Raw genomic sequence first — 17,597 nt, forward strand, 5'->3', positions numbered from 1 at the left:
GAGGTCCACCGCAGGCGGCATGGGACTCGTGGCACTGGCGGGCGAAGAGCGGAGACTGGGTCCCTACCGCCTGCTGGGTCAGCTGGCCACGGGCGGAATGGGGCTGATCTACCTGGGGCGGAACGTCGAAACGGGCCACCTGGCCGCGGTGAAGACGGTGCTGGCGCCCGGCGGGGTCAGCGACGAGGCACGTCGCCGTTTCCGTCGCGAGGTCGCCCTCGCCGCGCGCGTCAGCAGCAACCGCACGGCCCGGGTGCTGGACTCCGACGCAGGGGCGGCCAAGCCGTGGATGGCGATGGAATACGTGCCGGCGCCGTCACTCGAGGCGCTGGTCGTGCAGCGGGGAGCGCTGAACGGAGCCGGCGCGGTATGCCGTGTGGGCAGGGGTGTGGCCGAGGCGCTCGTGGAACTGCACGGCAAGAAGATCGTGCACCGCGATGTGAAACCGCTCAACGTACTGCTCACCGCCGCCGGACCCAAGGTCATCGACTTCGGCATCTCACATGCGAGCGACCTGACCAGTACCCGCCTCACCCTGGGCACCATCGCGTTCGCCGCACCGGAGCAGGCCGAGGGGCAGTCCTGTACGGCCGCCTCCGATGTGTACTCGCTCGGTGTCACCCTGTACTACGTGGCCTGCGGACGGCTTCCCTACCCGTACACCACGGAACCCCTGCAGCAGCTCAACTACGTCCGGCAGGCCGACATCGACCTCGCCGGTCTGCCCGACGGCCTCGCCGGTCCCGTCGGCGCCTGCCTGTCCCGCGACCCGGCCGGGCGGCCCACCGCCCGGGAGTTGATCCAGTCGTTGTCGGTCGGCACCGAGTCCCTGCCCGCCGACTGGAACCTTCTGATCGCCTCGTACGCCCGGGAGGGCCGGCGCCTGGAGCAGGCCGCCGGTCTTTCCGAGGCCGAGACCCTGGTCCGCGACTGGACCATGCCCCGCACCCGCGTCCTCAGCGAGGCTCCCGACGGCGACGGCACGAGAAGCGGACCCGAAAAGCGGAAGCCTCACAAGCCGCAGACGCAGGAGGGACGGAAGAGGAAGAAGCAGGCGCCGGGGAAACCGCCCGGCAAGCAGAAGGACAGACCGCCGGCGAGGCCTGAGGCCGAGCACAAGACCGAACCGCCGGCCGAAGCCGAGGTACCGAAGACACCAACGGCGGAGAAGTCCACGCCGGCCGTCGGCACGGTGGTCAAAGCGATCGTCCTGATCCTCGCGTGGGCCCTGATCCTCTTCGGCTGGGACTCCGTGTCCGCGGCCCTGTCCGAGGTCGCGGACCGGGTGGCATCCGTTTTCGCCGAGCAGGACGATGCCGGCACGCAACCCGGAGCGGACCCGGGCGCCGACACGGGGAAGACGCCGGACGTCTCGGCCTCCGAGAGCGCCGCTGCCGCTGCCTTCGCCCGCGTGAGACCGGACGACTGTCTGCGCAACCTCCGGGAAGGCACGGTCTACCCCAACGACTGGACCCCCTCCACCCCGACGAGGGTCCCCTGCTCTGCCAAGGCCGCCGTCTACCGTGTGACCACGGCGGGCAAGGTCAAATGCTCGATCGACAAGACGGTGTGGCGACTCAGTCTCAGCAGCACCACCGTTCTCTGCCTCACCCGCAACTACGTGGCGGGCCAGTGCCTGAAGGCCGGCGAAATCGATGACGACGTGAAGATCTACGGCAACACCATCCGCTCCTGCTTCGCCGCGGACGAGACCCTGGTACGCATCACCGCCGTTCAGGACACCGCCTCCGAAGACTCCAACGTCTGCGGAGCGGACCGCCGTTGGGACCTCGACGACGGTACCGTCCTCTGCGGCAGGCTGGTCGGCTGAGCCGCGGCCGGCGACTGGGCCGGGGCGGGACCGGCCCAGTCGCACGCACCCGCTCTCCGCTCAGGCCCCCTTGAACTCCTGCCGCTGCCGCCCCAGCCCCTCGACCTCCAACTCGACGACATCGCCCGGCCGCAGATACGGCTTCGGCTCGGGCTGCCCCATCGCCACCCCCGCCGGCGTCCCGGTGTTGATGACGTCACCGGGACGCAGCACCATGAACCGACTCACGTACCGCACGACCTCCCCCACCGGGAAGATCTGCTCCGCCGTCGTCCCGTCCTGCTTCAGCTCGCCGTTGACCCACAGCCGCAGCGAAAGCCGCTGCGGGTCGGGCACCTCGTCGGCGGTCACCAGCCACGGGCCCAGCGGGTTGAACGTCTCGCAGTTCTTGCCCTTGTCCCAGGTCCCGCCGCGCTCGATCTGGAACTCCCGCTCGGACACGTCGTGCGCGACCGCGTACCCGGCGACACACGCGAGCCCCTCCTCCGCCGACTCCAGGTAGCGGGCGGTGCGCCCGATGACAACCGCCAGCTCCACCTCCCAGTCGGTCTTGACGGACCCGCGCGGCACGAGCACCGTGTCGTGCGGCCCGACCACCGTGTCCGGCGCCTTGAAGAAGACGACCGGCTCGGCGGGCGGCTCGGCCCCGGTCTCGCGGGCGTGGTCGTGGTAGTTCAGCCCGATGCACACGATCTTGCCGATGCGTCCCACCGGCGGTCCCACGCGCAGCCCCGTCGCGTCCAGGGCGGGCAGCTCACCGGCCTCGGCGGCGGACCGTATCCGGCCGAGCGCGCCCTCGTCGGCGAGCAGTTCGCCGTCGATGTCCGTCACGACGCCCGACAGGTCTCGCAGGGTCCCGTCGGCGTCGAGCAGCGCGGGCCGCTCCGACCCCGCCGTACCGACTCGCAACAGCTTCATGATCCCCAACTCCTCGATCGCGGGCAGCCCGCCCGACGATGCGCGACCTGGGTGCGGCAGCAACGCGACAGCATCGGAGGACTGGTCGATCCTCCAAGGAGGGGGTCCACTCCGCAATACCCCGTTCACGTACTGGACCGTAGCCACGCACCCGGCCGGCCCGCGCTCAGCGGTAGAGCACCGCCCGCTCCGCCGCGCTCCACGTCGTGCTGGTGACGACGTACAGCGCGGCGGCCAGCGGCACCACGGCCACGGTGAAGAGGGTGAAGAAGGACATGAACGGCATGACCCTGGTGATCGCGCCGACGCCCGGCACGGGCTCCCCGTCACCGGTGGGCAGCACCGGCCGCGCGGCCATCGTCCGCTTGGTGAGCCGGTAGCTGAAGGTGGCGACCCCGGCGACGAGCGCGAACAGCACCGCGTACACGAGCCCCGCGCCTCCGAGCACCCCGCCGTCGCCGAGCGCGTCGGCCCAGCGTCCGCCGAGCGGGGCGGCGAGGAGCCGGTGCGAGAGCAGCGCGTTGGCCTCGCCGCCGATCGAGGAGCTGGAGAACAGGTGGTAAAGGAGGAAGAACGCGGGGAGCTGGAAGAGGCTCGGCAGGCATCCCGACAGCGGGGACACCTTCTCCTCGGCGTGCAGTTCGAGGACCGCCCGCTGGAGCTTGTCGGGGTCCTTGGCGTGCTTGCGGCGCAGCTCGGCGACGCGCGGCTGGAGCTCGGTGCGCGCCTTCTGGCCGCGCGCGGCGGCCCGGGACAGCGGGTGGACGAGGAGTCGTACGAGGGCCGTGAACAGGACGATGGCGGCGGCCGCGGCCGAGGCGCCGAACAGGGGCTGGAGCAGGTCGGCGAGGTGTCCGACCAGGCTGGCGAAAACGGACATGGTGGGTGAGCCCTCCGGGGGTCTCGTCGTGCCGGGTTGAGGCGGGGCGGCATGACGACACGACCGGCGCGGGGCCGGGTGGAAAGGAGATGTGCCCTACGCGGTGGTCGCCGGGAGGGCGTGTCCGGGCGCTCGGGGCCTGCGGCGGCCGGGGGCGTCGGGATCCCGTTGGGGCAGGAAGGCCGTACGCAGGTCACGGTCCCTGATGGCCGTACGCACCCGGGTGGGCGGCACGGCGGGCGCGCAGCGTGCGGCGACGACGGCGCACGCGGCGAGCGCGGAACCGACCGCGGTGGTCGCGGCGAGCGCGACGGTGGCGGAGAGGCTGCCGACGTCGACGAGCGCGACGGGCAGGAGGACCAGCAGCAGGACGAGAAGGGGACGCAGGAGACGCAGGAGACGCAGGACGGCCGGGCGGTTGCCCGTGGTCGTCGGCGACATCGGCGACTCCTCCTCTCGCACGCGCGTTTGCCCCAGTTATACAGGACGTTGCGCGGGGCCCGGCTCGGTCTCGATCGGCTGGAGCAGCCGCCGCGTACCGAGCAGCGCCCGGCTGACCGGGTCCGCGGGGTCGGGGTCGAGTCCGGGGCCCGGCCGCATGTCGATGTCGTGGACGGCGACGAGCCTGCCGCAGGCGGGGCAGGCGCCGTACGGACTGAGTTCGGTGCCGCAGTCGGCGTGCCAGAAGGTGCGCATCGGCTCGCCGCCGAGCTGCTCGCGCCCCCAGATGCCGAGCGCCCGCAGGGCGGGCCACAGGGCGATGCCGCGGTCGGTGACGACGTACTCGTCCCGGGGCGGCGACTCCTGGTACCGGCGCTTGTCCAGGATGCCCTCGGCGGTGAGCGCCTGGAGGCGGTTGGCCAGGACGGCGCGCGGGATGCCGAGGTGGACGAGGAAGTCGTTGTAGCGCCGGACACCGTAGAGGGCGTCGCGGATCACCAGCAGCGTCCAGCGCTCGCCGACGACCTCGAGCGCGCGGGCGATCGAGCACTCCTGCGTCGCGTAGTCCTTGCCCAGTGCCATGCCGTCCACTGTAGCGACTTCCCGCCACAAGGTTCAGTCACCGAACCAACGGTGCTAGGTTGGTCCACCTCAGGTCAGTTCATTGACTGAACTCGCGACTCCGACCCACCCTCCCGTCGAGCCACCGAGAGCGGACCGCCACTCATGAGCGACACCGGCACGGACTCCTCCACCTCACCCACCACCCCGGCAGCCGCGACAGCCGCGCCGCCCGCCGAACGCGCCTCGCCGCCCCCGCACCCCGGCCGCACCCTCGCGCTGACCAGCGCCGCGACCGCCGTGGCCCTGATGACGTACACCGCGCCGCTGGTCACGCTTCCCGACACGGCCGCCGCCCTGCACACCCCGCTGTCCGCCCAGGCCTGGCTGATCAACGGCACCCCGCTCGGCCTGGCCGCCCTCCTCCTGGTGGCCGGCAGCCTGGCCGACGACTACGGGCGCCGCCGGCTCTTCGTCTCCGGGACACTGGCCCTCGGCGTCACCACCGTCCTGGGCGCCTTCGCGTCCACGACCTGGCTGTTCACGCTGGCCCGCATCGCACAGGGCGCGGCGAGCGCGGCGCTCCTCGCCAGCAGCCTCGGCCTGCTCGTCCACGCCTTCCCGACCCCGGCCGGGCGGCTGCGCGCCACCGGCGTGTGGGGCGCCTTCGTCAGCGGCGGGATAGCCGTCGGCCCCGTACTGGTCGGGGCGATCCCCGACTGGCGACTGGCGTACGGCGTCCTCGGCGCGGCCGCGCTGGTGGTGGCGGGGCTGGGGGCGCGGGCCCTGTCGGAATCGCGCTCGCCGCGGCCCGGCCGGCCGGACCTCGCCGGCGCGTTGACCTTCGGACCGGCGCTGGTCGCACTGGTGGCGGCGCTGACGCTGGGCCGGGACGGCTGGCTGCGGGCGCCGGTGGGCCTGCTGCTGGCGGCGGCGGTGCTGCTGGGCGGCCTGTTCGTGGTCGTGGAACGCCGCGCCGCCACCCCGATGATCGACCTGTCGCTGCTGCGCCGCCCGCTCTTCCTGGCCTCCTCCGCGGGCGGGCTGTTCACGGGCCTGTCGGTGATCGGGCTCTTCAGCTTCCTGCCGACGGTGCTGCAGCGGGCGCTGGGCCTGTCCCCGATGGACACGGCCCTGCTCTCCCTGGTCTGGGCCGGCCTGGCCTTCGCGGTGGCCCTCCAGGCCCGCCGTTTCGCCCACCGCGTCTCCCCGCGCCACCAGTTGGCCGTCGGTTTCGCCCTGCACGCGGCCGGCGTCCTGACCATGCTCGGCGCCGTCGACGCGGGTTCCTGGGCGCGCCTGCTGCCCGGCCTGGTCGTGGCGGGCGTGGGCAGTGGCCTGCTGAACGCCGCGCTGCCGCTGCTCGCGGTGGAGTCGGTGCCGACGGCCCGCGCGGCGATGGGCTCGGGCGCGCAGCAGACGTTCCGCTACATCGGCTCGTGCGCCGGGGTCGCCCTGACGATCGCCATCGCGACGTCGGCGGGGAGCCCGGGGGCGGGCACGAACGTGGCCCTGTGGGTGTCGGCGGGGCTGGCCGTGGTGGCCGCGGTGCTGGTGGGAACGCTGCGGCCACGGCACTGAGCGGCGCGCCCCGTACCCCGGCCATCCTCGGCACCGCCGCCCGGTCTCCGGCACCCGGGTGGCTGACCCCCGTCACCTCACGGCAGTACGGTGTCCCCCATGCGCCCCGACACGCCCGCCGAAAACGTCGACCACGCCGCCGAGGCTGCCCGCCTGGAACGGACCGCCGGCCTCTACCCCGAGGACGCCGAGGCCCTGCTGCTGCGCGCCGCGGCCCACCTGGAACTGTCCGGCGACCGCCCGGCCGCGACCAAGCTCTACGACCGCCTGCTGTCGTCCGACACCCCCGCCGCCCTGGAGAACCCGTCCCTGGTCCGCGCCCTGAAGGCGTCCAACCTCTGGGAGTACGACCACGAGGCGGAGGCCAGGGCGATCATCGACGGCGTGCGTGCGGCGGCGCCGCGCGACCCGGCCCCCTGGGTGATCGTGGCGGAGGCGCTGGAGTCCCACGACGAGCTGGAGGCGGCGCACGAGACGTTCACGGAGGGCGCCCGCCTGCTCCTCACCGACGTACCGGAGCCCCCGTACTCCACCCACCCCCTCCTCTACGGCCGCCACCGCGTCCGCCGCATGCTGGGCCTGGCCCACGACGGGTGGGACACACTGGCCGACACCCTGCACTCGATGCCGGTCTCCCTGGACGAGCTGCACGACCCGAAGCGCGTCTGGTCCCTGGGTTCGGACGACCCGGCGGACCTGGAGGCGGAGATCTCCCGCCTCCGCGCCGAGCTGGGCGCCTACCGCGAGGCCCTGTCCCGCCCCTTCCCCGTCGCCATGCTCCACTGGCCGGCCGGCGAACTGGCGGAACTGATCGAGGCGTACCCGTCCCTCGCCTCCGAATACCCCTCCTACGACGCCCACCTGGCGTCGATAGAGGCGGCCCTGCGCGAACTGGCCTCGTCGGGCACCCCGAACCTCGGCGTCGTCCCGGGCACGGTCCCGTCCTACGAGGCCTTCGCGGCATCCGAGGGCGCGTCCCCGTCCGACCCGACGCTGCTCCCCCAGTACGCGACGACACTGGCGGCCCGGGGCCTCGCGGTGGCGTGGCCCCCGCAGCGCGGGGCGGCGTGCTGGTGCGGGTCTGGGCGGACGTACGGCGAGTGCCACGGGGAGGACGTCGCCGGGAAACGGTGAGATCCGGCGCCGCCGGTCGTCTACCACGTCTACCGGTGCGAGACCTCACCGCGGAGCGGCCGGGGGCCTGATCCGCCCCCGCTCCCCCGGCCGTGCCCGCCGCCAGGCCACCTGCCCCGCCCCGCGAGGCCGCCTCAGGCGCGGCGGGCCCGCCAGAGCCAGCCCGACGCGCCGACCACGACGGCGAGCACCACCAGGTTGCCCACGAGGGCCGGGGTGTCTCCCGCGGGGGCGACGGTGGTCTCCCGCCAGACGAGCCCGGCGACGGTAGGCGCGACGACGCTCAGCAGTACGCCGACGATCTTCCGCACCGGCGTCCAGTGCACCGAGGTGCACAGCAGTACCCCGCCGGCGATGCGGACCAGGCCGCTGCACAGGGCCAGGCCGGGCACGTCGGGGAGGACCGTGGTGACGAGGTACGGAACGGCCAGCATCAGCAGCGGCACCAGCGGATGCACCCTGCCGCGCCGCACGGGAACGCCCGCACCGCCGGACACCGGAGCCGGGGCGCCACCGCTGCCCGCCTCGGCCAGCGCCGTCGCCGCGATCGTGCGGGGGTCCCCCAGCTCCGCGAGGATCTCGCCGGGCGCGGCACCGGGACGTTCGGCGCGGGCCACCTCGATGTGCTCGCCGAGGTCGGCGACGAGTTCCCGGCGCCGGTCGGCGGGCAGCGCGGAGGCCTCGCGCTCGACGGCCGCGAGGTAGTCGCGAACGAGGTCGGTCGAAGTCGTGGGCGTCTTCATACGAGATCTCCGGCGGAGGGGTGCGGGGTGGTGGTCAGGAACGCGTCGACGGCGTCGCGGAAGCCGGGCCAGACGTGGCTGAACTCGTCCAGAGCGGCCCGGCCGGTGGCGGTCAGCGCGTAGTAGCGACGGGGCGGGCCGGAGGCGGACTCCTGCCAGGTGGTCGTGACCAGGTCCTCGCGGCGCAGCCGGGAGAGCAGCGGATAGACGGTGCCCTGACTGGTGGCAAGGGCCCCGGACTCCTCCAGGGCGTGCAGGAGTTCTACGCCGTAGCGGGGACGGTCCCGCATCAGGGCGAGCACGCAGTACTCCAGCACACCCTTGCGCAGCTGGGCGGCTGCGCGGGCCTGCTTGGTCGGATCACCTGGTTCTGGCCGGGTTCAGTTGATGATCTCGGCGCGGCCTTCCCGATGCATCGCGGTCAGCCGGTCCCGCCACGCCTGGAGGGCCTCGGGGGTCTGGCGCGTCCAGCCGGTGACCTCACCGACGATCCGGATCGGCTCCCTGCTGCGGTAGGAGCGGGTGGGGTTGCCGGGGAACTTCCGGTCGGTGACGTTCGGGTCGTTCTCGAACTCCCCGGTCGGCTCGACGGCGTACACGCGCGGTTCCCCGTCACCGGCGGCGAGTTCGGCCGCGAGCCCCGCGCCGTCACGCAACGCGGTGAAGTAGATGTGGTTCATCACGATCTCGGGCCGGTAGTTCGAAGGGAACCCGGCGGTGAGGTGATCCCCGACCCGCAACTCGGCCTTCGTGCCGTGGAAAAAGGGCCCCTCGTCCAACACCTCGTCCATTGCGGCAGGTTACCAACGGGTCGTCACGACGCCGACCCGTTGGCAGCGCAGCCTGCCGCCTCGTCGGAGAATCAGGGCATCAGGTTCCCGCTGTAGATGAACCGGCTCTTGCTGGTGTCCTGATCCATCTTTCCGGTGATCTCATACCAGACGTTGCCGTAGGAGTTGACGCACTTGTAGTACGTGCGGACGGAGGTCTTGGCCGCGAGGGTCTTCGTAACCGTGGAGGAGCCGTAGTACCCGGTGTGGACCGGCGTCCGGTATTTCGTCACCACGGTTCCGGGGGATCCTTCGCAAGTCTTCGCCTGAGCGCTCATGGCCACCCCGGATTCGGCCTGGCCATGAACGGGCGCTCCGGTGGCCGTCGGGGCGGAGAGAAGGGCCGCGGAGACGGCTGCGGCCGGAACGACCGTCGCGGTCCACGTCTTGATGCGCCTCATGGTGAACGTCCTACCTTTCAGTGGCGAGGCTCTCGGAGTGTCGATCGGGACGCCTGACGCCCCGGCCGAACAGCCCGGGGGCCTCGTCGGTCATCTGTCTTTTCGCACTCGTTTTTCGCCGCAGCAGTCTTTTGTCTCAGTCGACTTGCCGCGGTGGTCACTTGGCGCGGTGGTCACTTGGGACAGTCGCCGCCGTTCTCGTCGGAGCGCGTGTACTCCACCACCACGGAAATGCCCGTCGGCAGTGTCGTCCCAGACCAGTGGGTGGTCGCCGTCATGAACGAAGGACGCCGGGCCGGGCACATCTGGCGCCCCTGTGGGGCCCGGACTCGCCGGTCACGCTGTAGTGCGAGCGCGGCGCGCTTCTTCATTGCGGTGATCCTCACTCGGACATGTCCACGTTGCCCCTGCCGCAGCGCGGCACTTCCACGCGTCGGCACCCGGAGACACCGAGCCGCATTCCGCATGCGGACCACCGCCTCCCCGGACCCGCGTCACAGAATGCCGTGGCCCAAAGAAACGAACAATGACCGTTTTCGCATGGGCGGATAAGCCGGGGATTATCGGTTGGCTGAGGCCGTGTCGGAGATTCGAGGCAGCAGTCGCGGAGACCTTTCCAGATCTTCATGCGGGCGAAGACGTGCTCGACGCGCACCCGCTCCGATCCGGTGGGTCGGTCCGGGACGACCGCTGTCTGACTCCCTGCACCAGGATCGCCGGCACAATTGCGACGTGCCCGACCCCATCCCGTCCTCCGCCTCCGTGTCCGCCCGCATGAGTCGCCAGGGCTCCCGCGACACGGCGCCGGAGATCGCTGTGCGACGACTGCTCCACGCGTCGGGCATGCGCTACCGCGTGAACGTGCCGGTGCCCGGCATGACCCGCCGCACGATCGACATCGTCTTTCCCAGAGCCAGGGTCGCGATCTTCCTCGACGGGTGCTTCTGGCACGGCTGCCCGCAGCACGCCACCCAGCCGAAGTCGAACGCCGAGTGGTGGCGGGCCAAGCTCGACAAGAACATGGCTCGCGACACCGAGACGTCCGGACACTTGCAGGATCAGGGGTGGGCGGTCCTTCGGTTCTGGGAGCACGAGAGTTCGGAAGAGGTGGCCGCTCGCGTGCGAGCGGTGGTGAAGCGGCGCCTGGCGGAGCAGGCGGGAGAGTGGGAGGCATGGGGGGACTGACGTTCGTGGACGTGTGCTCCGGGGCGGGCGGACTCGCTCTCGGCATGGAACAAGCCGGTTTCCAACCGCGTCTGCTCCTGGACGACGACGAGGACGCCGTCACGACCTTGCGGGCCAATCGGCCGCACTGGAACGTGCTCCGCACCGACCTGCTCGACTACGATCCGGTCGAGCACCCCGAGAGCTATGACGTGGATCTCCTCACGGCGGGCCTGCCGCGGGTGAAGTCGAGTGCGACCGCCGGGCGAGCCGAATCGGGCCTGGAGGAGCGCCTGTTGGAGGCCACGGTCTACCTGGCCCACGCCATCAGGCCACGAGCGGTGATCATCGAGAACGTTCCCGATCTCGCGCACGCGGACAGGTACCGAGGTTTCCGCGACTTCGCACGCGCCGAACTGGCTCATCTTGGTTACGAGTTCAGCTGGTTCGTCGTGAACGCCGTCGACTACGGCGTGCCGCAGAACCGCAGGCAGGGGCTCCTCGTGGCCGTGGAGCGGAGATGGGCCGGCGCCTTCCGAACGCCGACACCCACGGTGCCGCATCGCATGACGGTCGGCGCCGCCCTGAGGGCGTCCATGGCCTCGCGCGGTTGGCGTGACGCCGCCCGCTGGGCCGCCCAGGCCGACCAGCCGGCGCCGACGCTGGTCGGAGGCTCGAAGAACCGAGGGGGTGCCGACCTGGGGCCGACGGGAGCCAAGCGGAAGTGGGCGACCATGGGTGTCAACGCCCACACGGTGGGGGACACCGTACCCGGTCCGGACTTCGTGTGGGATCCCTCGCTCGGCAGAGACAACATGGTGAAAATCACAGTCGAACAGGCGGCGCTGCTCCAAGGTTTCCCCTCTTCCTGGGAAGTCACCGGCCGCAAGACCGCCCGCTACCGCCAGGTCGGACACGCGACACCGCCGCCCGTCGGTCGGGCGCTGGGGCGAGCCGTCGCCGAAGCACTGCGCGGGGAGTCGGCGGCCCCCGCGGCCGGCTAGACTTCCGCCACATGACCAGCACGCCGCCCCACCAGTCCATCCTCGACAGGCCCTTTGTCCTGGACCTCTTCGCGGGGCCCGGTGGGCTGGACGTGGCCGGACACCGGCTGGGTGTCCCCAGTCTCGGTGTCGAGTGGGACAGGAGCGCGTGCCTGACGCGCTACGCGGCCGGCCTGGACACGCTCCACGCCGACGTGAGCGCGGTCCGCAGGGAGTCCTTCGAGTCTCTTCCGCCCGAGATCAACGTGCTTGCCGGCGGTCCGCCGTGCCAGACGTACTCGGTGGCCGGCAAGGGTGCGGGTCGTAAGGCTCTGGAAGAGGTCAAGAAGTTCATCGCACGGCTCATGGCGGGCGATCCCGACGAGGAGATCGACAAGGAGCTGAAGAACCTCAGCGACCCGCGCACGGCGTTGGTGCTCGAGCCTCTGCGATACGCGATCCAGGCGACCAGGAGCCCGAACCGAGGGCACCGACCGTACGACGTCATCGTCCTGGAGCAGGTCCCCGCTGTCGAGGCGCTCTGGGTCCGCTACGCCGAGGTGCTGCAGAAGATCGGCCTTCCCGACGGCACCAAGTACAACGTCGTCGTCGACGTCCTGGACACCGAGACCTTCGGAGTACCGCAGACCCGGTCCCGTGCCGTGCTGATCGCCCGCCGTGAAGGGCTCGGTGAGCCCTCGCTGCCCGACGCGACCCACCATGCCTACGAGGCCAGGGAGTGGAATCGCAGGAACGGCGGCGACGCGGCGGCGGTGCCCGCTCAGCCGACCCTCTACGACGCGGAAGTACCCGAACCTGCCCCGCACCCTGACGCGGACGACGAACTGAAGCACTGGGCGTCGATGGGCGACGCCCTCGCCGAGCCGGTCGGCACACACCTGGGGCGCAAGACGCCTTTCCTGGTCCGGTCGAACTACGGCAGCTCCGGAGTCCCGGGACGACGGGGGGTCCGGACCGACCGACAACCCGCCACCACCGTCACGGGACGCATCTCGCGCTTCGTGGTCTTCGAACCCGTCGGCGACCACCCCGACATCGTCCGGGAAGGTCCGAGGTTCACGATGAACGAGGCAGGGATGCTGCAGAGCTTCCCGCCGGACTACCCGTGGTCGGGTACGGCCAAGGCCCAGCAGGTCGGCAACGCCGTGCCGCCCCTGTTCGGGGCGCACCTCCTGAGCGCCGCGCTCGGTCTCCCCGCGCCGGCCCCGGAGGCCATGAGGAAGCCGTGGGCTCCCGCCACGGAGGAACACCGGGCCAAGCTGCGCAGCCACGGTTGCGGAGCAGCGGACGACTGCACCGCCCGCTGCCCGCGCCCCGAGTAGCAGGAGCCGCCCCGCGACAGTGATGCAGGGCGACCCGCCCGTCAGTCCTCGATCTTCCTGCCCCTGACCGGAGCGGTCTCGAACAGCTCGGCGAAGTAGTCGGTGAGCGCAGCCAGGGACTCCTCGGGGACGGGGTCCTCGTCCGGCCCTTCGGGGAGGACGTGGCGTGAGACGGGCGGGGCCGTCTCCGCCTCGGTGATCCAGTCCCGAAGACGGGCCGGGTTCCTGGGCTCGTCCGGTGCGAGGACGTCGTAGATCAAGGTCGCTCCGGCCGCGTTGATGGCAACGCTCAGACCTTCGATCTCCCGCCCGGTGGTGACCTTTCCGTCCTTCAGGAGACGGACCAGGGCCTGAGCGGTGGGACGGTGGTCGAGCAGATCCTTCCGGAGAACGGTGTGGATGAGGTCCTGATTGCCGCAAGCGATCTCGACCGGCCCGTAGTCCGGCCCGTTCCGGAAGAGTTCGGCCGCCCACCACAGACGTGAGAAGCACTGCCGGTCCGAAGGGCCCCGGAAGCGCTCCGCGGCGACGCGCTGTGTCGAGTCCGACTGGTGACGCCACACGACGTAGTCAGGGGCCACGGCCAGCGCCAGGTGGTTCCACAGGCGCTTGTCCGCCGCTTCCCTCCGTGTCAGACGCAGGGTGGCGTGGAGCCGTGGCGCGAGCCAGGCGTCGGCGCGGGTCCGGTCCTTGCCGAACTCGAACATGGCGTCCTCGACCAGGGTGCGGATCGGCTCGACCCACCACCTGGCGTCGTCCTCGGGGAGCGGCTCGACGACCTTGGCGAGGTCGATGCCGCTGTGGACCTGTTCTCCCCTGAGCAGTCCTTCGGTGAGGAAGGTGTCCACGGCCGATCCGGAGAGCAGCGCCAGACGCTCCGGTACGTGGTGAGGCTGGGTGATCACGACGCGCTCTCCCTGTTCGACCGTTCCAGACCGCGGATGACGTATCCCACCGCCTTGGCGGCCTCGGCACGCCGGACCGCCGCGTAATGAATGCGGGTCTGGAGTTCGCCCCAACCCGACTCGCCCGTGCGTCGGCGGTGGACCTGTCGCAGGGCCTCCTCGACATGCACACCGGGGACGACGTCCGGGAGCATCTCCCGCAGCACCTCGCCCTGCCAGTCGGTCGGGAAGACCGGGCCGCCGCCCGGTTCCACCTCCAGGTCGCCGATGGCGCCGTGGAACACAGCCGTCCACACGTCCGTGGCCATCTGGGCGACGAGGACGTCACGCACCTTGCTCTCCACGGCTGAGCCGTTGCTGTCCAACAGCCCCACGATCCCGTCGATGTCGGTGTTGACGTACACGGTCGGGACGCGTGCCGTGGTGTCCACCAACCAGGGCGCGTCGGCGTAGGCGCGCAGCCATTCCCTGGAGCTCTTGCTGAACGACGCCTTACGGACGTCCAGTCGCAGACCTCTGACCGGGTCGTCCGAGACGGTGTCGACGACCCAACTCCGGTCGGTCTCGTCGATCGACCGACCTCTCACTCCGTCGACCGTCCCGACGGCGTACGCGGCGAGGGCCGCGCGCCCGAGGTGGTCGTCTCGGAGCACCGTGAGGGTGCCCGACCAGTCGTGACCGTCCTCCGTGTCACGAGTGAGAGCCGTCGAGGTACGGACATTGGTCTCGCCGTCGGTCAACACGGCGAGGACACGCAGGTCGGACCAGGCGGCGTCCGAGGCGTCGGAGCCGGGCGGCAGCGTGGCGGAAACACCGATCGTGGCGCTCACCCAGTCCGTGTGGCCCGCGACGCCGAGAGCGACGACCTGGTCCTGGGTCGAGTAGGCGCTGGTGTCCAGGGGGTCACGGGTGCCGTCGGAGAGATCGAGGGCGACCGACGTCACGCGCAACGTGATGGGACGGTTGAGCCGCTTGTAAGGGTAGATCGGGCGGATCTTCACGCGTCACGCCTCCTTGCCGGCGCGCAGTTCGAGGACGAGGCGGGTGAGCGCGGTCCTCACCGGGTGGCTGGAGGCATCGGTCGCTCCTCGGAACTTCGCGCGGCGGGTGCCGGGCGGGAAGCGCAGGGTGCCGTCCTCGGCCTCGCAGCCCTCGACGGCCACGAGTTCCGCCCAGTCGAGTCTCGGACGGCCACCGGAACGGACGTCCAACAGGGCGACCGGCACCATGGGGACGATCTCGTCGCCCCGGGGGATGCTCACCTCCGCGGTGATCAACCACTCCCCCTGGTCACCGATGGTCGCGTCGAGTCCTTCCAGTACCGGGACCACCGGCCCGGAGGGCACCTTGGCCTTGGGCCGGCTCTTGACGGTCAGGGCCTTGCGCAGCGCCTCGCCGCCTTCGCGTCCGCCGCGTCTCGGCCGGGCGACGAGTTCCCTGACGGCGCTGTTGACCTCGGTGGTCAGGTTGTTGATCCGCCTGTACGCGGAAGGGGACCAGCGCAGAGTGAGTTCCTCCGTCTGCCCCCAACGGTCGTGCTCGGGCGGTTCCGCGGCCCGCAGGAACTCCTCGGCCTCTTTCGCGAAGGGAGCGGAATCCCCGGCGGCCTCACCCACCAGGACGACGGCCTGGAAGGGATTGGTGCCGATCGGCAGGTTCGGGACCTTGGCCTTCTTGACCGTCATGCGGTTGCCGCGCAGCGAGTGCACATGGTTCGCGGGGATGTCCTTGTCTCCGGCGGCCTCGGTGACCAGCAGAACAGCCTGATGGGTGCCGAGCGTGCCCGGGGCGCCTCCGGCCAGCGGCAGCTTCAGCGGAACGTTTCTTGACGCCACCTGTCCGGACTCGGTGAGCCGCTCCACCGTGGTGCCCTCGTAGTGGGCCCGCAGGGCGCGGGTTCGGGAGGGCTGCTCGACGGACGGGTCCACCTTCGTCTCCGGAACGACCTCCTCGTCGTTGCGCAGAGCGCGGACCGAGGCTTCGAGCAGCGGCAGCCGGCCTCCCCCACCGATCATGGCCGCCCAGAAGTCCCGTCCCAGCGCCTCGACCAGGCGGCTGTGCATCCTCTCGATGTCGCGGGTGTCCTCGGGCCCCTCCTCGTCGCGCGGCTTGTCGTCGTCGACCTGGTCCTCGAGGCTGGCAACGTCGTGCGCACCCACGATGAGGAAGGACGTACCGGGTTCGTCGCCGTCCCGGCTCAGGTGCAGGCGGGCCAGGGTCTCCTCGTCCGCCCACCAGGAACGGGCCACCTCGGCGCCCGGGGTGTCCGGGTCGGGGCGCCCGAACCAGGCGGGGCCCGCACAGGTGCGCCCGTCGACCTCCCGCCAGGGCAGTTCGAGGCGGCCGATCACCCTTCGCTCGGTACGCCCTTCGTGCGGCACCGACAGCGTGGAGTTGATGAGTACGAGACCGAGCGCGCTGGTCGCCCACAGCGTGGACTTGCCCAGACCGTACGAACCACCGGCGGCGGTGCCGGACTTCAGGCTCTCGAGCTGGCGCCGGACGACAGCGGCGAACTTGCCGTCCCCGTAGTCGTCGCCGGTGAGTCCGGAGGCGTTGTAGTCGTCCACCCGCAGAAGGATCAGTCGACCCTTCTCGTACATGTCGCGCACACCGGCGTCGACGACCCGACCCACCTTCTGGTTACCGGCGAGCTCCGAGACGGCCGAGTAGTGCGGGAAGAGATCGTTCCAGAGGATCGCGTCGCGGAAGGCTTCCAGGTGCTCTCCGGTCAGCTCGTGCAGGGTGTAGCGGACCCTGACCGGTCGACCGTTCTCCGTCAGGCGCTCGTCGAGGCTGTTCTGGCACGTCTCGCGGGCGAGAACCTGGACGTCGGCGTCGAAGGCGAAGGCCGCGGCATTGCCCAGGTCACGGCCACCGTCGGGGTAGCCGGGTCGGTGGTACCAGGTGACCGGCAGGCCGGCTTGGGTGTCGGTGGTGCGGGTGTGCACCGTGCCGACGTCGGTGCCGAGAGCCCTGGCGATGTCGGTCATCACGGTCGGGCGTGGGGTCGACCGTCCGGCGATCCAAGCGGAGACGGCCGCCCGGGTCAGCCCGAGTTCCTTGGCCAACTCGGCCTGCGTCTTCCCCGCGAGCTTGAGCTGCCGGGCCAGCCATGGCCCGAACTCCTCACCTGTCTCCACGCGTCACCTGCTCTTCCTCAAGACGTACGAGGGAGGCTAATTTGACGATTGCGTCCACGTCAACCAACAGTTAACCGGACAAGGATCACCGGCAGACCTACTCTCGTTGCCCGATTAGTCCGGCTCGACCAACCTCGACCCCACCTCGACCCCACCTCGGGGCGGTGCCACGAAAGAGGAACCACGAACTCCACTTAATCGAACGCAAGTTGGGGTTGCTGATGGTGAAGAACCCCGCTACATTCACCACCGTTGGGGAATCCAGCTCGCTCGCAAACCGGGAATCCGGGGGTCGGGCGACAAGGGGAGAAGTGCGTCTACATACGCTCAGCAGGCGCACGGGGAAACGTTTTTTGAAAGGACTGGCGGGTCGGAGGGACCGCCCACTACCGTGATCATCGGGATCGAATCCCGCAGCAGAAACCTTTTCGCTTCACGGGGGCGTGACCCAATGCACCCCTGTGCAATCACAAAGAGATGTACCGACAGGGGTGGGATACAAGTTGAACGAGGACGACTGTTTTTCTTTGCTGCTCTCTCAGCGGGAGTGCAGTGCGCTGAAGCAGGAGATTGATTCGGCGAAGAGCAAGGCCGAAGCATCGGCAATCTTGAATCGACACGGGACTTACCACGGACTGTCCGAAGAGGATTTACTCACGGAGTTCCCCGGGCTGGCGAAGACGGTCCAGGAGCTGCCGGACGACAGTTCTCCGGTGCCTGACCCCTGAGGTCACCCCCC

18 protein-coding genes are annotated in these 17,597 nt (G+C 70.7%); 7 read left to right on the forward strand and 11 right to left on the reverse strand.

The genetic code is table 11. The features are described 5' to 3' along the window. Nucleotides 1-19 precede the first annotated feature (19 nt). On the forward strand, nt 20-1,831 hold the full coding sequence (locus ACIQFU_RS01925; protein WP_402548263.1) for a protein kinase: 1,812 nt from the start codon (nt 20-22) through the stop codon (nt 1,829-1,831). A gap of 60 nt (nt 1,832-1,891) precedes the next feature. On the opposite strand, the gene ACIQFU_RS01930 is transcribed toward ACIQFU_RS01925, so the two are convergent. From ACIQFU_RS01930 to ACIQFU_RS01945, 4 genes are all read right to left on the reverse strand, one after another. After that, nucleotides 1,892-2,749: a fumarylacetoacetate hydrolase family protein gene (locus ACIQFU_RS01930; protein WP_402548264.1), complete on the reverse strand. Its 858-nt coding sequence runs from the start codon at nt 2,747-2,749 to the stop codon at nt 1,892-1,894. A 166-nt stretch (nt 2,750-2,915) separates the two neighbouring features. After that, the gene (locus ACIQFU_RS01935) at nt 2,916-3,629 is read right to left on the reverse strand and encodes a YidC/Oxa1 family membrane protein insertase (RefSeq protein WP_402548265.1); all 714 of its coding nucleotides are present in this window, start codon (nt 3,627-3,629) and stop codon (nt 2,916-2,918) included. Between the two features lie 96 nt (nt 3,630-3,725). Further along, nucleotides 3,726-4,070 carry a DUF6412 domain-containing protein gene (locus ACIQFU_RS01940; protein WP_402548266.1) on the reverse strand — a complete coding sequence of 115 codons (345 nt, stop codon included), beginning with the start codon at nt 4,068-4,070 and terminating at the stop codon, nt 3,726-3,728. Between the two features lie 36 nt (nt 4,071-4,106). Next, nucleotides 4,107-4,652, reverse strand: coding sequence for a winged helix-turn-helix transcriptional regulator (locus ACIQFU_RS01945; protein WP_402548267.1), 546 nt, complete (start codon nt 4,650-4,652; stop codon nt 4,107-4,109). A 144-nt stretch (nt 4,653-4,796) separates the two neighbouring features. Here ACIQFU_RS01945 and ACIQFU_RS01950 point away from each other — a divergent pair, with 144 nt between their 5' ends. Together ACIQFU_RS01950 and ACIQFU_RS01955 are read left to right on the forward strand one after the other, a co-directional pair. After that, the gene (locus tag ACIQFU_RS01950; protein WP_402548268.1) at nt 4,797-6,212 is read left to right on the forward strand and encodes an MFS transporter; all 1,416 of its coding nucleotides are present in this window, start codon (nt 4,797-4,799) and stop codon (nt 6,210-6,212) included. 99 nt (nt 6,213-6,311) lie between these two features. Next, a complete protein-coding gene (locus ACIQFU_RS01955) occupies nt 6,312-7,346 on the forward strand; it encodes an SEC-C domain-containing protein (protein ID WP_402548270.1) in 1,035 nt (344 codons plus the stop codon). 134 nt (nt 7,347-7,480) lie between these two features. On the opposite strand, the gene ACIQFU_RS01960 is transcribed toward ACIQFU_RS01955, so the two are convergent. The 4 genes from ACIQFU_RS01960 to ACIQFU_RS01975 all read right to left on the reverse strand — a co-directional run bounded on the left by ACIQFU_RS01960 (nt 7,481) and on the right by ACIQFU_RS01975 (nt 9,155). Then, nucleotides 7,481-8,089, reverse strand: coding sequence for an HAAS signaling domain-containing protein (locus tag ACIQFU_RS01960; RefSeq protein ID WP_402548272.1), 609 nt, complete (start codon nt 8,087-8,089; stop codon nt 7,481-7,483). Continuing rightward, nucleotides 8,086-8,391 (reverse strand): PadR family transcriptional regulator, encoded by a 306-nt coding sequence (locus ACIQFU_RS01965; RefSeq protein WP_402548273.1) that lies wholly within the window; start codon nt 8,389-8,391, stop codon nt 8,086-8,088. The genes ACIQFU_RS01960 and ACIQFU_RS01965 overlap by 4 nt, the downstream gene beginning before the upstream one ends. Nucleotides 8,392-8,469: 78 nt before the next feature. Then, the gene (gene arr, locus ACIQFU_RS01970) at nt 8,470-8,880 is read right to left on the reverse strand and encodes an NAD(+)--rifampin ADP-ribosyltransferase (RefSeq protein WP_402548274.1); all 411 of its coding nucleotides are present in this window, start codon (nt 8,878-8,880) and stop codon (nt 8,470-8,472) included. Nucleotides 8,881-8,951: 71 nt separating this feature from the next. Continuing rightward, nucleotides 8,952-9,155, reverse strand: a complete 204-nt coding sequence (locus ACIQFU_RS01975; protein WP_402548276.1) for a hypothetical protein — start codon at nt 9,153-9,155, stop codon at nt 8,952-8,954. Nucleotides 9,156-10,052: 897 nt separating this feature from the next. On the opposite strand from ACIQFU_RS01975, the gene ACIQFU_RS01980 reads away from it, so the two are divergent. The 3 genes from ACIQFU_RS01980 to ACIQFU_RS01990 are packed head-to-tail and all read left to right on the forward strand — an operon-like array spanning nt 10,053 to nt 12,810. Further along, nucleotides 10,053-10,505: a very short patch repair endonuclease gene (locus ACIQFU_RS01980; RefSeq protein ID WP_402548277.1), complete on the forward strand. Its 453-nt coding sequence runs from the start codon at nt 10,053-10,055 to the stop codon at nt 10,503-10,505. Beyond that, nucleotides 10,493-11,488 (forward strand): DNA cytosine methyltransferase, encoded by a 996-nt coding sequence (locus tag ACIQFU_RS01985; protein ID WP_402548278.1) that lies wholly within the window; start codon nt 10,493-10,495, stop codon nt 11,486-11,488. Before ACIQFU_RS01980 ends, ACIQFU_RS01985 begins: the two co-directional genes overlap by 13 nt. An 11-nt stretch (nt 11,489-11,499) precedes the next feature. After that, nucleotides 11,500-12,810: a DNA cytosine methyltransferase gene (locus ACIQFU_RS01990; protein ID WP_402548279.1), complete on the forward strand. Its 1,311-nt coding sequence runs from the start codon at nt 11,500-11,502 to the stop codon at nt 12,808-12,810. Nucleotides 12,811-12,851: 41 nt separating this feature from the next. On the opposite strand, the gene ACIQFU_RS01995 is transcribed toward ACIQFU_RS01990, so the two are convergent. Genes ACIQFU_RS01995 through ACIQFU_RS02005 form a run of 3 tightly spaced genes read right to left on the reverse strand, consistent with a single transcriptional unit; the run spans nt 12,852 to nt 16,858 of the window. Beyond that, nucleotides 12,852-13,715, reverse strand: a complete 864-nt coding sequence (locus ACIQFU_RS01995; protein WP_402548280.1) for a DUF6339 family protein — start codon at nt 13,713-13,715, stop codon at nt 12,852-12,854. Then, nucleotides 13,712-14,716: a hypothetical protein gene (locus tag ACIQFU_RS02000; protein WP_402548282.1), complete on the reverse strand. Its 1,005-nt coding sequence runs from the start codon at nt 14,714-14,716 to the stop codon at nt 13,712-13,714. The genes ACIQFU_RS01995 and ACIQFU_RS02000 overlap by 4 nt, the downstream gene beginning before the upstream one ends. Nucleotides 14,717-14,719: 3 nt before the next feature. Next, on the reverse strand, nt 14,720-16,858 hold the full coding sequence (locus tag ACIQFU_RS02005; protein WP_402548284.1) for a helix-turn-helix transcriptional regulator: 2,139 nt from the start codon (nt 16,856-16,858) through the stop codon (nt 14,720-14,722). 503 nt (nt 16,859-17,361) lie between these two features. On the opposite strand from ACIQFU_RS02005, the gene ACIQFU_RS02010 reads away from it, so the two are divergent. Continuing rightward, the gene (locus tag ACIQFU_RS02010; protein ID WP_402548286.1) at nt 17,362-17,586 is read left to right on the forward strand and encodes a hypothetical protein; all 225 of its coding nucleotides are present in this window, start codon (nt 17,362-17,364) and stop codon (nt 17,584-17,586) included. Nucleotides 17,587-17,597: the final 11 nt, after the last annotated feature.

Source organism: Streptomyces sp. NPDC093065 (assembly GCF_044754585.1).
Classification (GTDB): Bacteria; Actinomycetota; Actinomycetes; order Streptomycetales; family Streptomycetaceae; genus Streptomyces.

Excerpts from the sequence above, each read along its gene's own strand:
- ACIQFU_RS01925 (WP_402548263.1), top strand. The coding sequence starts at position 20 with ATGGGACTCGTGGCACTGGCGGGCGAAGAGCGGAGACTGGGTCCCTAC.
- ACIQFU_RS01930 (WP_402548264.1), bottom strand. The coding sequence starts at position 2,749 with ATGAAGCTGTTGCGAGTCGGTACGGCGGGGTCGGAGCGGCCCGCGCTG.
- ACIQFU_RS01935 (WP_402548265.1), bottom strand. The coding sequence starts at position 3,629 with ATGTCCGTTTTCGCCAGCCTGGTCGGACACCTCGCCGACCTGCTCCAG.
- ACIQFU_RS01940 (WP_402548266.1), bottom strand. The coding sequence starts at position 4,070 with ATGTCGCCGACGACCACGGGCAACCGCCCGGCCGTCCTGCGTCTCCTG.
- ACIQFU_RS01945 (WP_402548267.1), bottom strand. The coding sequence starts at position 4,652 with ATGGCACTGGGCAAGGACTACGCGACGCAGGAGTGCTCGATCGCCCGC.
- ACIQFU_RS01950 (WP_402548268.1), top strand. The coding sequence starts at position 4,797 with ATGAGCGACACCGGCACGGACTCCTCCACCTCACCCACCACCCCGGCA.
- ACIQFU_RS01955 (WP_402548270.1), top strand. The coding sequence starts at position 6,312 with ATGCGCCCCGACACGCCCGCCGAAAACGTCGACCACGCCGCCGAGGCT.
- ACIQFU_RS01960 (WP_402548272.1), bottom strand. The coding sequence starts at position 8,089 with ATGAAGACGCCCACGACTTCGACCGACCTCGTTCGCGACTACCTCGCG.
- arr (WP_402548274.1), bottom strand. The coding sequence starts at position 8,880 with ATGGACGAGGTGTTGGACGAGGGGCCCTTTTTCCACGGCACGAAGGCC.
- ACIQFU_RS01985 (WP_402548278.1), top strand. The coding sequence starts at position 10,493 with ATGGGGGGACTGACGTTCGTGGACGTGTGCTCCGGGGCGGGCGGACTC.
- ACIQFU_RS01990 (WP_402548279.1), top strand. The coding sequence starts at position 11,500 with ATGACCAGCACGCCGCCCCACCAGTCCATCCTCGACAGGCCCTTTGTC.